This is a genomic window from Streptomyces sp. NPDC020801, assembly GCF_044334385.1.
Lineage (GTDB): Bacteria > Actinomycetota > Actinomycetes > Streptomycetales > Streptomycetaceae > Streptomyces.
The window spans coordinates 1-12,844 of record NZ_JBIRST010000001.1; the positions used below are offsets into that span (position 1 = coordinate 1).

A 12,844-nucleotide genomic window follows, 5' to 3' on the forward strand; every position below is an offset into this window, starting at 1 on the left:
ATGGCGAGCTCACGGACGGCCGCGTACGAACCCGCGAAGCCGATACTGGCGATGATCACAGCGCCCGTCACGACCACGCCGATGAGAACGCGGTGCATCCGAGTCAGCTGCAGTGGCGCGGCCACCCGTACTCCCCTCCCATTGCGTGTTGTTGCGCGCAACAGAGTGGCACATCCGTGCGGCGAACGGATGGCCGGATCCCGTTGCCCGCCTCAACGGGCCGGCCGCCGGCCGCTCAGTTCGTCGCGGCGGCCTTGGACGCGGACCGAGAAGGGGAGGCCGACGCCGGCTTCGACGGGGACGCCGACTTCGACGGCGCCTTCGAACCCGAGGCGGACGAGGAGGCGCTCGGCGCCCCGCCGCCGGAGGCGCCGTTGCCGCCGTTCGCCGCCGCCACCGCGGCCACCGCCTCCTTGGCGGCCTTCTCCGCGGACTTGGCCAGGTCGTCCGCGTCCGGGGTCTTGTCACCGGCCAGACCGGCACCGTTGTAGTCGACGGTGACGACCACGTTCTCCACCCGCGTCACGACCGTCTGCTGCTTGAAGGCGCCTTCCTTCTTCTTCAGGTCGTAACGCACCAGCGTCGCCTCGTCGCCCGTCCCGGACACCGGCTCCGACTTCGCGTTCTCCGCGCCCGCCACGGACTTCGCGTCCTGGACCTGCTTCTGGTAGTACTCCTGCGCCTGCTTGTCGCCCGAGCCGCGCGTGGCGTCGGAGTCGAAGCGCAGCAGCGAGACATTGAGCCAGCGGAACTGGGAGCCCTTCACGCCGTTGTTGTCCAGGCTGTTCCAGGAGCAGCCGGCACGCGTGGAGATGTCGCTCGAGGTGCCCTCCTTGGCGGACTTCACGCCCTTGGGTACCAGATCGCCCAGCGTGTTGTCCGACAGCACCTTGCAGGCCTCCGGCAGCTTCCCGTACCGCGCGGCCTGCACCGTCGGCGACGAGCTCGCGCTCGCCGACCCCTTGGCGCCACCGCCCGACTGGCTCTGCTTCGCACTGTCACCGGAGCCGGAGCCGGAGTCCGAGGAGCAGGCCGCGGCCAGGAACATCACGGGGACGGCCGCCGCGCAGACAAGGACACGGTTCAGCCGCTTCACTCGCGGGGCACTCCCCCACTGCCTAAACGGCGTGGGAGGTACCCCCAGGTCACGCTGTTCTCGCTGGGCTGCTCGCTGCATGGTTCCTTCACTCATGACGCTTGTGGTTCCTGCGGTCGGATCGGGTCCGAGGGGCCACGGTACGCGGTGGGACAGCCGGGTGGTCTCGCTTCCCGTGCTTTGCGCCCGGGCCCCAAGTGCCCGGCGAGGGACGTCAGCCGCTCAGCGAGTCCGCCAGCCGTGCCGCCAGTTTCCGGGCTCTGTCCTGCATTTCCTTGCTGTCCGGGACCACCCCGACGATGGCCGGCTGCTCCTCGTACTCGATGGTCACGATCACGTTGGACGTGCGGAACGCCACAGTCACGGTCCGCTGCTTGGCCGTCGAACCCGAGCTGCTGAGCGCGTCGTCGATGAACGCCTCGTCGCCGAGGTCGTCCAGCGTGCGGGGCTGGAGGTTGGTCGGCGTGGCGCCGGAGGTGGCGGAGGCGGACGACGAGGACGACGAGGACGACGAGGAGGACGGGGAGCCGGGGGACGCGGGGGACGACGGGGACGCGGCGGATGACGGGGACGAGGGGGATGACGGGGACGAGGGGGAGGTGGCCGGGGAGGAGGAGGGGGAGGAGGAGGCGGGGCCGGAGGCCGGGCCGCCCGGGTTGCCGGCGGCGGACTTGTCCGCGCCGTCGGAGGGCGAGCCGGTCGCGGCGGGCTCGGGAAGGTCCGCGGCCGCCTGCTTGGTGGCGAAGACCGCCTCCGCCTGGCTGTCGTCGCTGACGGTGTTGTCGTAGGAGACGACCCGCTCGAAGTCGACGAAGAGGTGGTCGGTGGCCTCAGCGGACTCCACCTTCCAGCGGCAGCCGACCTTGCGGTCGGTGTCGTACGTGAGCGTTGCCTCGCCCGCGTAGGCCTTGCCGCGCTGGTCCACGTCCGTGATCTGCTTGATGCCGGGCAGCAGCGCGTCGAGGGTGCTGTGCCCGACCGCGCCGCAGGCCTCCGGAAGCGTGCGGTACTTGCCCGGCTGGGCCGCCGCCGTCGCCGTACCGGAGCCGCCGGGGTTGGCGTTGTCGGTCTGGCCGTCGCCCGACGAGCCGCCGGTGCAGCCGGCCAGCAGCAGCGCCGCGACGAGCGCGGCCGCGCCGGATACGTAGGCCTTCCGCAGCACGGGCAGGCTCCTCTCGCTTCGCGGGCTCGGCGACCGGGCGGTTCGAGGGTTCGGCGACTCGGCGGTTCGGCGACCCGACGTCCGACGGCCCCCGACGACGTCCGTTTCGCCGGTGGTCCGGGGTCCCCGCTGGTTAATGGCTTGCCGCGCGGGGGCGCTCCCTGGAGACAATGTGTATCGCACGCGATGCCGTGAACGCCGGTCCGTTGTCCTGTTTCGTCGACCTTGGCGCCGGTATTGCCATTCAAGACTTCTGTACGTTTTCCGGGGGAATGAGGACGATATGTCGTACGTGGAGATGCCGGGCGCGAAGGTCCCGATCCGCATGTGGGCCGATCCCGCGACCGTCGAGGGCGCGGCCATGCAGCAGCTCCAGAACGTCGCGACCCTGCCCTGGATCAGGGGCCTGGCAGTCATGCCGGACGTGCACTTCGGGAAGGGCGCGACGGTCGGCTCGGTCATCGCGATGCAGGGCGCGGTCTGCCCGGCGGCGGTGGGCGTGGACATCGGCTGTGGAATGTCGGCGGTCAGGACCTCGCTGACGGTGAACGACCTGCCGGGCGACCTGTCCCGACTCCGCTCGAAGATCGAGCAGGCGATCCCGGTGGGGCGGGGGATGCATGACGATCCCGTCGACCCGGGGCGCCTGCACGGGTTCGCGACCGGCGGGTGGGACGGGTTCTGGGGGCGGTTCGACGGGGTGGCCGAGTCGGTCAGGTTCCGTCAGGAACGCGCCACGAAGCAGATGGGGACGCTCGGGTCGGGAAACCACTTCGTCGAGGTTTGCACGGATACGACCGGTGCCGTCTGGCTGATGCTTCACTCCGGCTCCCGCAACATCGGCAAGGAACTGGCCGAGCACCACATCGGCGTCGCCCAGAAGCTCCCGCACAACCAGGGCCTGGTCGACCGCGACCTCGCCGTCTTCGTGGCGGACACGCCGCAGATGGCGGCATACCGCAACGACCTGTTCTGGGCGCAGGAGTACGCGAAGTACAACCGAACGATCATGATGGCGCTCCTGAAGGACGTGGTCCGCAGGGAGTTCAAGAAGGCGAAGCCGGCCTTCGAGCCGGAGATCTCCTGCCACCACAACTACGTGGCGGAGGAGCGGTACGAGGGCATGGACCTGCTCGTCACCCGCAAGGGCGCGATCCGCGCGGGCTCCGGCGACTACGGGATCATCCCCGGCTCGATGGGCACGGGCTCGTACATCGTGAAGGGTCTCGGGAACGAGGAGTCCTTCAACTCCGCGTCGCACGGCGCCGGCCGGCGCATGAGCCGCAACGCCGCCAAGCGCCGCTTCTCGACGAAGGACCTGGAGGAGCAGACGCGGGGTGTGGAGTGCCGCAAGGACTCCGGCGTGGTCGACGAGATCCCGGGCGCCTACAAGCCGATCGAGCAGGTCATCGACCAGCAGCGGGACCTCGTCGAGGTGGTGGCGAAGCTCAAGCAGGTGGTGTGCGTGAAGGGCTGAATCACGCGCCGAGTCGCGAGGCCCCCGGCTGTGCTTGAGTTCTAGTGGTCGTTGCAACACCCCAGTTCAAGGGGTGCGATGGACTTCGAGATCCGCAAGGACAGGAAGCCGGGGGCCTCGTCGCGCGAACCGCGCCGGCAGCCCGCTCGTCGTCACCGGTTGCACGGAGTCCTCCCGGCAGATGGGCCAGGTGGCGCCGCACCTCGTCGGCCCCGTGCAGCACAAGCCGAACAAGCCCCGACCGACCGGGCGGACCGCGGGCGCGGGTACGGCGGCACGTGGGCCGTACCCGCGCTCACCTTTCGGTTCACTTGGCGTGTCGTACCGCGTAGATCATCACGAACGCCACGATGTGGATGCCGAAGAGGAAGTAGCCGAGGTAGTACCAGACGTAGCGCTCGCGCTTCTTCTCCAGGGCCAGGCGCTCGCGCTCCGCGTCCCGTCCGGCTTCGTCGGTCGTCATGGTCATCACCGCTCCCGGTGCACCTTGGTGTTCGACGCCTGGGCGCGCGGGCGCACGACCAGGAGGTCGATGTTGACATGGCTGGGGCGGGTCACCGCCCAGGTGATGGTCTCGGCCACGTCGTCGGCCGAGAGCGGCTCGGCGACGCCCTCGTAGACCTTGGCGGCCTTCTCCTGGTCGCCGCCGAAGCGGGTGAGGGCGAACTCGTCCGTCTTGACCATGCCGGGCGCGATCTCGATGACGCGGACCGGCCTGCCGACGATCTCCAGGCGGAGGGTCTCGGCGAGGACATGGGCGCCGTGCTTGGCGGCGACGTAGCCCGCGCCACCCTCGTAGGTGCCGTGGCCGGCCGTCGAGGACACGACCACGACCGTGCCGTCGCCGCTCGCCTCCAGCTTGGGCAGCAGGGCCTGGGTGAGGTTCAGGGTGCCGAGGACGTTCGTCTCGTACATCGTGCGCCAGTCGGCCGGGTCGCCGGTGGCGACCGGGTCGGCGCCGAGCGCGCCGCCCGCGTTGTTGACCAGCACGCCTACGGTCTTGAAGGCCGTGGCGAACTCGTCCACCGCCGCACGGTCGGTGACGTCCAGCGGGTACGCCGTCGCCGCGTGGCCGGCCGCGTCGATCTCCTCGGCGAGCGCCTCGATACGGTCCTTGCGCCGGGCGGTCAGAACGACGCGGTAGCCGGCGGCGGCGAGCTGCCGGGCCGTGGCGGCGCCGATTCCGCTGCTCGCACCGGTGACGACGGCGATGCGGGAGGCGGCGGACGGTGCGGCGGTGGCCATGGGGCTGCTCCTCGGGTTTCGGTACGTACGCTCCGCCCAGCGTAGGTGACGGGTGCGGGCGGCCGACCGGGCCGTCCGGCCCCGGCGCCGCGGGGCGTCAGCTGCCGCCCCGCGGCGCCCACATGATCACGGCCATCCCGGCGAGGCAGATGAGCGCGCCGGTCACGTCCCAGCGGTCGGGCCGGTAGCCGTCGGCGACCACGCCCCACAGCAGCGAACCGGCGACGAAGATCCCGCCGTACGCGGCGAGGACGCGGCCGAAGTGGGCGTCCTGCTGGAAGGTGGCGACGAAGCCGTACGCGCCGAGCGCGAGGACGCCGCCGGTGGCCCAGAGCCAGCCGCGGTGTTCGCGCACGCCCTGCCAGACCAGCCAGGCGCCGCCGATCTCGAACAGCGCGGCGACGACGAAGAGGGCGGCGGAGCGCAGGATCACCATGCGGGCAGCTTCGCACGGAGCCGCCGGCCGCTTCTGCACTGCTTCTGCGCCGCTGCTGCCCTGGCGGGAACGGGAACGGGAGCGGGAGCCACGCTCCGGGGCGCGGACGACGGCAGCCGGGGCGGTCCGGCTCGCCGCGGCGGGCCGGGGGTGCCGGGCGGTCGTGGGGTGGGTGCGGAATACCTCGGGGGTGCGATCCGTTGGGAGGGTATAGTTGAATCATAAACAAACTGGAGGGTGAGCGACCATGCAGTTCGGGATCTTCAGCGTCGGCGATGTCACGCCGGACCCCACCACGGGCCGTACGCCGACCGAGCGCGAGCGGATCAAGGCCATGGTCGCCATCGCGCTGAAGGCCGAGGAGGTCGGCCTGGACGTCTTCGCGACCGGCGAGCACCACAACCCGCCGTTCGTGCCGTCGTCCCCGACCACCATGCTCGGCTACATAGCCGCGCAGACGGAGCGGCTGGTCCTGTCCACCTCCACCACCCTCATCACCACCAACGACCCGGTGAAGATCGCCGAGGACTTCGCGATGCTCCAGCAGCTCGCGGACGGCCGGGTGGACCTGATGATGGGCCGCGGCAACACCGGACCGGTCTACCCCTGGTTCGGCCAGGACATCCGGCAGGGCATCGACCTCGCCATCGAGAACTACGCCCTGCTGCACCGGCTGTGGCGCGAGGACGTGGTGAACTGGGAAGGGAAGTTCCGCACTCCGCTGCAGGGCTTCACCTCCACCCCGCGCCCGCTGGACGGCGTCCCGCCGTTCGTCTGGCACGGCTCCATCCGCTCCCCGGAGATCGCCGAGCAGGCCGCGTACTACGGCGACGGCTTCTTCCACAACAACATCTTCTGGCCCGCCGACCACACCAGGCGGATGGTCGAGCTGTACCGGACCCGGTACGCCCACTACGGGCACGGCACGCCCGAGCAGGCGATCGTCGGCCTGGGCGGCCAGGTGTTCATGCGGAAGAACTCCCAGGACGCGGTCCGTGAGTTCCGCCCGTACTTCGACAACGCCCCGGTCTACGGCCACGGCCCCTCCCTGGAGGACTTCACCGAGCAGACCCCGCTGACCGTCGGCTCCCCGCAGCAGGTCATCGACAAGACCCTCGCCTTCCGCGAGTACGCCGGCGACTACCAGCGCCAGCTGTTCCTGATGGACCACGCCGGACTGCCGCTGAAGACCGTGCTGGAGCAGCTCGACCTGCTCGGCCAGGAGGTCGTGCCGGTGTTGCGCGAGGAGTTCGCCAAGGGCCGTCCCGCGGACGTGCCCGACGCGCCGACCCACGCGTCGCTGCTGGCAGCCGCCGAGGACTCCCAGGAGGTGAGTGCCGTATGAGCGGCGGAACGAGCGGCGGAACGAGCAGCGGAACGAGCAGCCGTGGGAGCGGCCGCATGAATCTCGTCGCCGTCTCGGCCGGACTGGGCGTGCCGTCCTCCACCCGGCTGCTGGCCGACCGGCTGGCGGCCGCCACCGCGGAGCGTGCCGCCGCGGATGTCCGGGTGATCGAGCTGCGCGACCTCGCGGTCGACATCGCGCACAACCTCACCAGCGGCTTCCCCGGCCCGGCCCTGGCGGCCGCGCTGGACGCGGTGGCGGAGGCGGACGGGCTGATCGCCGTCACTCCGGTGTTCTCGGCGTCGTACAGCGGACTGTTCAAGTCCTTCTTCGACGTGCTCGGGGCGCGGGACGACGGCGCCCTGACGGCCAAGCCGGTGCTGGTCGCGGCGACCGGCGGCACCGCCCGGCACTCGCTGGTCCTGGACCACGCCCTGCGGCCGCTGTTCGCGCATCTGCGCGCCGTGGTCGTCCCCACCGGCGTCTACGCCGCCTCGGAGGACTGGGGCGCCGAGGGGCTGCCCGAGCGGATCGAGCGGGCGGCGGGGGAGCTGGCGGCGCTCATGACGGGCCTGTCGGCGGTGGGGCGCTTGCCGCAGCAGGGCGAGCGGGCCGAGCGGGCCGAGCAGGCCGAGCGGGCCGAGCAGGAGGAAGCGGGCGGCTTCACGGTCGTGCCGTTCGAGGAGCGGCTGGCGGCACTGCGGGGGTGACGCCTCGACGCCGGTCGGCGACAATCAGCCGTCCGGGGCGGCAGCACCCGGGGGCCGGGCGGCACCGGGTGCCGCCCATGTGACGGTGAGAGGACGGTAGGCAGCCGCTCCCGGTTGCCTCCGAGTCGGTGAGAGCCGGGTAAAAAGGGTGATCGTAGGCCCGCTCGCCCCGACCACAGTGCCGTCGGCCTTGGCAGACTGGACGCGTGCCTCAGACTGTGCTGCTCGCCGAAGACGACCGCGCCATCCGCCATGCCCTCGAGCGGGCCCTGACCCTGGAGGGCTACGAGGTGACGGCAGTGGCCGACGGCGTCGAGGCGCTCGCACAGGCCCACAGGACCCCACCGGACGTCCTCGTCCTCGATGTGATGATGCCCGGGATCGACGGACTCCAGGTCTGCCGGGTGCTGCGCGCCGAGGGCGACCGCACCCCGATCCTGATGCTCACCGCCCTGGTGGAGACCGCCGACCGGATCGCCGGCCTGGACGCGGGCGCCGACGACTACGTCGTCAAGCCCTTCGACGTCGAGGAGGTCTTCGCCCGGCTGCGCGCCCTGCTGCGCCGCACCAGCCCGGTCGGCGTCGGCGCGGGCGTCGGCGCGGGCGAGGTACCGGCGAAGGAGCCGCAGGCCCCCGAGCGGCAGGTCGAGGCGGCCGGGATCCGCATGGACCTGCAGGCCCGCCGGGTGTGGCGGGGCGCGCGGGAGCTGGAGCTGACCCGCACCGAGTTCGAACTGCTCGAGCTGCTGGTCCGCAACGCCGGCATCGTGCTCGACCACTCCACCATCTACGACCGCATCTGGGGCTACGACTTCGGGCCCGGCTCCAAGAACCTCGCCGTCTACGTCGGCTATCTGCGCCGCAAGCTCGACGAGCCGGGCGCGCCGCTGCTGATCCACACCGTGCGCGGCGTGGGTTACGTGCTGCGGGAGGACTGAGTGGGCCGCCTCGCGCGGCTGCTGGACCGGCCCCGGCCCCGGCTGTCCTCGCTGCGGACCACGTTCGCGGTGACGTTCGCCGTGGTGACCGCGGCCGTCACCATCCTCGTCGGCATCCTGTCGTACAACTCCGCCGCCCGGCTGGTGCGGGTGGACGAGCAGTCGGTGTTCACACAGGTCGTGCAGGACGTGCAGGACGAGGTGCGGCGCTACGACCGCACCCCCGCGGACTTCTCCTCCTCCCGCCCCGGGCACGAGGTCGTCCGGCCCAGCCGCACCGACGTCCAGGTGCTCGGCGACCGGGGCCAGATCGTCGACCACGGCAGCCCCCAGCTGCCCGTCACCGCCAAGGACCGGGCCATAGCGGCCGCCGCCAGGGCCGGGAAGACCGTCGAGTACAAGGACGTCGTGGTCGCCGACGACGTGTACCGCATCGCGACCGTCGCGCTCGGCGACGGGCGTGGCGCCGTGCAGGTCGCCCAGGAGTTCAGCGACACCGAGGACCTGCTGCGCGCGCTGCAGCAGCGGACACTGATCCTGATGGGGGTCGTGGTGATCGCGGCCGGCCTCTGCGGCTGGTGGCTCGCCCGCCGCATCACCCGCCGGCTGGTGATCCTCACGTCCGCCGCCGAGGACGTCGCCCGCACCCGGCAGCTGGGCATCGAGGTGCCCGTCACCGGCTACGACGAGGTGGGCCGGCTCGGCCGCGCGTTCGACCGGATGCTGGGCCGGCTCGCCCAGTCCGAGGAGGACCAGCGCCGCCTGGTCCAGGACGCGGGCCACGAACTGCGCACCCCGCTGACCTCTCTGCGTACCAACATCTCGCTGCTGCGCCGGATCGACGAACTGCCGCCCGACAGCCGCGAGGAACTGGTCGCCGACCTCACCCAGGAGGCCCGCGAGCTGACCGACCTGGTCAACGAGCTGGTCGACCTCGCGGCCGGCCAGTCCGACACCGAGCCGCCGCAGCGGGTCGACCTCGCCGACATCGCCGAGGACGTCGCGGGCCTCGCCCGCCGCCGCACCGGGCGGGACATCGTGGTCCGCGCGAGCGGCGACACGACGACCGACGGCCGCCCGGGCATGCTCCAGCGGGCCATCTCCAACCTGGTGGAGAACGCCGCCAAGTTCGACCGCGACGGCAAGCAGCCCATCGAGATCGCCGTCGCCGGCCCGGCCCGGCCCGGCACCGTCCGCGTCGAGGTCCTCGACCGCGGGCCCGGCATCGCCGAGGGCGACCTGATCCGTATCTTCGACCGCTTCTACCGGGCCCCCGACGCCCGTTCCCTGCCCGGGTCCGGCCTCGGCCTGTCCATCGTGCGCGAGGTGGCCATGGCGCACGGCGGCGCGCCCTTCGCCTTCCGGCGCGACGGCGGCGGAGCGGTGATCGGGTTCACCGTGGGCGCGCACCGGAGCCATCACGACGGCCGGGGCCACCACGACGGCCGGGGTCACCACGACGGCCGGGGTCACCACAACGGCGGCGGGATGACGAGTGGTTCACGCGGGGGTGACCGGGACACTGGCCGGGGGGCCGGTACCCGGTGAAGCCGGGCCTGTGGCACCCGAGGTGAATGACGGGGCCCCGGCGCACCTCTGGTGGGCCGCGCAGGCGCGGCCCGACGGACATCCGGGGCCAGGGCAAGGGGTACAGGTCTTCCGGCGCGGACCGGCCACGGCGGTCGCGCGCCCCGCGCTGTCCCGGCGGGACCGGATCGCGGTCGCGTGGGACGCCGTGGGCGCCCTGCCTCCCGTACGGGAGGTGCTCGCCGAGGTCGGACCGGCGTACCGGCCCTTCGGCGTGGCACCGCTGACCGGCGCCCAGGTGCGTGGCACCGCTGACCGGCGCCCTGGTGCGTGGCACCGCCGAACTGGAGCCGGGCGGGCGGCCGTTCGGCTGGACGGAGACCGGCCGGCCGCCGGGACGCAAGACCGCCGGCGCCCAGCGGCCGGCCGTCGGCGCCGGGTGTCCGGCCCCTGGCGTCGAGCGGCCGGCGTCTGCGTGCGGTGGCTGGACCCCGACGGCGAACGGGACGCCCGGCAGCTCTTCGACGCGTGCCTCCCCGTCTCGCAGGCCCAGCCGGGGCGGCCGGGGTGCGCCGCTGGGCGGGCGCCTGCGCGCCGGAACCCGCGGAGCCGGGCGACGGCGGGCTGCTCGCGGTGGCCGCCGACGCCTGGTCGGGGGCCGGATGCGGGCTGCCGACAGGGGTCGGCGCCCGACCTCCGGCGCCCGACGTCCGGCGCCCGACCTCCGGCGCCCGACCTCCGGCGCGCGGCCGGAGGGCGGGCGCGGCCGTGTCGGGCTTCGTCGTGGACGCCCTCTACGGCGGGTGGGCGCCCTCGTACGGCGGTACGGGCGCACCGCGTTCCCGGTCGACGCCCGCAACACCCCTGCGACCAGGGCCTGCGAGCGGGCCGGGATGCGCGGGCTCCGGTTCGGGGCGGGGGAGTGGTCCCTCAGTAGGAGGAGTTGACCCTGCCCTCCGCCGGCCGGGACTCCTTGCGGCGGGTGAAGGCCGGCAGTGCGGGCGGGGTGAGGAAGCCCTCGGCGCGGGCGCTGGCGATGCCGATGCGCGGGATGTCGCCGCTCTTGGCGAACAGCAGGAAGCGGGGCTCCCAGACCGGCCGGTACTTGGCGTTGGCGCGGTAGAGCGACTCGATCTGCCACCAGCGGGAGAAGAAGGTGAGCACCGAGCGCCACAGCCGCAGCACCGGACCGGCGCCGAGCCGGGCCCCGCGCTCGAAGACCGACCGGAACATCGCGAAGTTCAGCGAGACCCGGCGTACGCCGATCTCCTGGGCGCGCAGCAGCAGTTCGACGACCATGAACTCCATCAGGCCGTTCTCGCAGTCGCGGTCACGGCGCATCAGGTCCAGCGAAAGGCCCTGCTCGCCCCACGGCACGAAGCTCAGCAGGGCCCGCGGCTCCCCGTCGGCGTCGCGGCACTCCAGCATCACGCAGCGGCCGTCGGCCGGGTCGCCGAGCCGCCCGAGCGCCATGGAGAAACCGCGCTCGGTGGCGCCGTCGCGCCAGTGGTCGGCGCGGTCGACCAGGAGCGCCATCTCCTCGTCGGGGATGTCCTCGTGGCGGCGGATGCGCACGGTGTAGCCGGCCCGGCGGACCCGGTTGTGGGCCTGCCGTACGACGCGCATGGCGCGCCCCTCGATGCTGAAGTCGGCGACCTCGACGATGGCCTCGTCACCCAGTTCGAGGGCGTCCAGGCCGTGCCGGGCGTAGATGGTGCCGGCCTCCTCGCTCGCGCCCATGACGGCGGGCGTCCAGGCGTGCCGGCGGGCTTCGGCCAGCCAGGCGTCGATGGCGCCCGGCCATGCCTCGGGGTCGCCGATGGGGTCGCCGGAGGCGAGGCTCACGCCGCCCACCACGCGGTAGGTGACGGCGGCCTTGCCGGTGGGGGAGAAGATCGCGGCCTTGTCGCGGCGGAGCGCGAAGTAACCGAGGGAGTCCCGCTCGCCGTGCCTGTCGAGCAGCTCGCGCAGCCGCTTCTCGTCCTCCTCGCTGAGCAGGGCACGGCCGCGGGGCGAGCGGAAGCAGGCGTACAGCACGAGGAGGAAGGTGGCCGCCATCAGGATGTTGATGGTGATGTCCACCCAGCGGGGTGCGTGCACGGCGGGCACGTGGTCGGCGAGCGGGCCGACGCTGATGCCGCGCAGCAGGGTGTAGACGACCTTGTCGGTGAAGGAGGCGCCGGAGGCCTTGTTGGTGGCGTCAACCAGCCAGGTGCCGAGGCCGCCGCTGACGAGGATCCCGACGGCGCCCACGGCGAGGGCGAGCCTGGGGTTGGACCGGTCGCCGATGGCGTTGAACTCGCGCCGCCCGATCAGCAGCGCGGCGACGAACAGTCCGGTGAGGGCGGCGGAGAGCCAGTTGAACAGGTGGTCCTGGAAACCGTCCTGGGTCAGCGCGAGGACGTAGAGCGCGAACAGGGGCCCGGCGAGGAGCAGGTTGAACAGCCAGGCGGCCCGCTTCCGGCGCCGCATCACCATGGCGAGGAACAGCGCGAGCGCCGCCGAGACCAGACCGGCGGTCGCCAGGTACGGGGTGAAGAACTCGCCGGCGTTGTGTTCGTGGACCTCCTCGCGGAACGGCAGCGAGAGCACCGCGACGATGTTGAGCACCGCCATCAGCCGCAGGTACCAGACGGTGGCCGCGGCGGCACGCGCCCGCAGCCGGGGACCGGGCGAAGGCAGGGCGGGGGAGCGGGGATCGCGCTGTGGGGGGATGAGGGCCTGCTGTGCGGGCATGGGTGACACGTCACCTCGGAGCGGGCCGGCGAGACCGGCGGGGACGGAGAACGGCCGACGGGATCGGCCTGGCGGGGAGCGGCCTGGCGGGCAGCCGGACAGGCGGTCCGTCGCACACCTTTGTCGCTGACACTACGGACTGTAGGGTAACGGAGCCGGGTGGAGCAGCCGA

At 72.5% G+C, this 12,844-nt stretch carries 11 protein-coding genes; 5 read left to right on the forward strand and 6 right to left on the reverse strand.

What is annotated here, in order from left to right; genetic code table 11:
* Positions 1–235: 235 nt before the first annotated feature.
* Together ACH4UM_RS00005 and ACH4UM_RS00010 are read right to left on the reverse strand one after the other, a co-directional pair.
* Positions 236–1,192: a DUF3558 domain-containing protein gene (locus ACH4UM_RS00005; RefSeq protein ID WP_398171879.1), complete on the reverse strand. Its 957-nt coding sequence runs from the start codon at positions 1,190–1,192 to the stop codon at positions 236–238.
* Between the two features lie 118 nt (positions 1,193–1,310).
* The gene (locus ACH4UM_RS00010) at positions 1,311–2,258 is read right to left on the reverse strand and encodes a DUF3558 domain-containing protein (protein ID WP_398171881.1); all 948 of its coding nucleotides are present in this window, start codon (positions 2,256–2,258) and stop codon (positions 1,311–1,313) included.
* 283 nt (positions 2,259–2,541) lie between these two features.
* Between ACH4UM_RS00010 and ACH4UM_RS00015 the strand changes: the two genes are divergently transcribed.
* Positions 2,542–3,735 (forward strand): RtcB family protein, encoded by a 1,194-nt coding sequence (locus ACH4UM_RS00015; protein ID WP_398171883.1) that lies wholly within the window; start codon positions 2,542–2,544, stop codon positions 3,733–3,735.
* Positions 3,736–4,042: 307 nt separating this feature from the next.
* Here ACH4UM_RS00015 and ACH4UM_RS00020 read toward each other — a convergent pair whose 3' ends face one another.
* The 3 genes from ACH4UM_RS00020 to ACH4UM_RS00030 all read right to left on the reverse strand — a co-directional run bounded on the left by ACH4UM_RS00020 (position 4,043) and on the right by ACH4UM_RS00030 (position 5,416).
* Entirely contained in the window at positions 4,043–4,198 is a 156-nt protein-coding gene (locus ACH4UM_RS00020; protein WP_398173620.1) for a hypothetical protein, read from the reverse strand.
* Between the two features lie 5 nt (positions 4,199–4,203).
* A complete protein-coding gene (locus tag ACH4UM_RS00025; RefSeq protein ID WP_398171885.1) occupies positions 4,204–4,980 on the reverse strand; it encodes an SDR family NAD(P)-dependent oxidoreductase in 777 nt (258 codons plus the stop codon).
* Between the two features lie 97 nt (positions 4,981–5,077).
* Entirely contained in the window at positions 5,078–5,416 is a 339-nt protein-coding gene (locus tag ACH4UM_RS00030) for a YnfA family protein (RefSeq protein ID WP_398171887.1), read from the reverse strand.
* A gap of 247 nt (positions 5,417–5,663) precedes the next feature.
* Here ACH4UM_RS00030 and ACH4UM_RS00035 point away from each other — a divergent pair, with 247 nt between their 5' ends.
* The 4 genes from ACH4UM_RS00035 to ACH4UM_RS00050 all read left to right on the forward strand — a co-directional run bounded on the left by ACH4UM_RS00035 (position 5,664) and on the right by ACH4UM_RS00050 (position 9,957).
* Positions 5,664–6,761, forward strand: coding sequence for an LLM class flavin-dependent oxidoreductase (locus ACH4UM_RS00035; protein ID WP_398171889.1), 1,098 nt, complete (start codon positions 5,664–5,666; stop codon positions 6,759–6,761).
* 56 nt (positions 6,762–6,817) lie between these two features.
* Positions 6,818–7,471, forward strand: coding sequence for a CE1759 family FMN reductase (locus ACH4UM_RS00040; protein WP_398171891.1), 654 nt, complete (start codon positions 6,818–6,820; stop codon positions 7,469–7,471).
* Positions 7,472–7,689: 218 nt separating this feature from the next.
* Positions 7,690–8,409: a response regulator transcription factor gene (locus ACH4UM_RS00045; RefSeq protein WP_398173524.1), complete on the forward strand. Its 720-nt coding sequence runs from the start codon at positions 7,690–7,692 to the stop codon at positions 8,407–8,409.
* Positions 8,410–9,957 carry an ATP-binding protein gene (locus tag ACH4UM_RS00050; RefSeq protein ID WP_398171893.1) on the forward strand — a complete coding sequence of 516 codons (1,548 nt, stop codon included), beginning with the start codon at positions 8,410–8,412 and terminating at the stop codon, positions 9,955–9,957. It begins immediately after the preceding gene.
* A 909-nt stretch (positions 9,958–10,866) separates the two neighbouring features.
* Here the strand turns inward: ACH4UM_RS00050 and ACH4UM_RS00055 are convergent.
* On the reverse strand, positions 10,867–12,672 hold the full coding sequence (locus tag ACH4UM_RS00055) for a phosphatidylglycerol lysyltransferase domain-containing protein (protein ID WP_398171895.1): 1,806 nt from the start codon (positions 12,670–12,672) through the stop codon (positions 10,867–10,869).
* Between the last annotated feature and the right edge of the window lie 172 nt (positions 12,673–12,844).

Excerpts from the sequence above, each read along its gene's own strand:
- ACH4UM_RS00040 (WP_398171891.1), top strand. The coding sequence starts at position 6,818 with ATGAATCTCGTCGCCGTCTCGGCCGGACTGGGCGTGCCGTCCTCCACC.
- ACH4UM_RS00015 (WP_398171883.1), top strand. The coding sequence starts at position 2,542 with ATGTCGTACGTGGAGATGCCGGGCGCGAAGGTCCCGATCCGCATGTGG.
- ACH4UM_RS00005 (WP_398171879.1), bottom strand. The coding sequence starts at position 1,192 with ATGAGTGAAGGAACCATGCAGCGAGCAGCCCAGCGAGAACAGCGTGAC.
- ACH4UM_RS00020 (WP_398173620.1), bottom strand. The coding sequence starts at position 4,198 with ATGACGACCGACGAAGCCGGACGGGACGCGGAGCGCGAGCGCCTGGCC.
- ACH4UM_RS00055 (WP_398171895.1), bottom strand. The coding sequence starts at position 12,672 with ATGCCCGCACAGCAGGCCCTCATCCCCCCACAGCGCGATCCCCGCTCC.
- ACH4UM_RS00025 (WP_398171885.1), bottom strand. The coding sequence starts at position 4,980 with ATGGCCACCGCCGCACCGTCCGCCGCCTCCCGCATCGCCGTCGTCACC.
- ACH4UM_RS00030 (WP_398171887.1), bottom strand. The coding sequence starts at position 5,416 with ATGGTGATCCTGCGCTCCGCCGCCCTCTTCGTCGTCGCCGCGCTGTTC.
- ACH4UM_RS00035 (WP_398171889.1), top strand. The coding sequence starts at position 5,664 with ATGCAGTTCGGGATCTTCAGCGTCGGCGATGTCACGCCGGACCCCACC.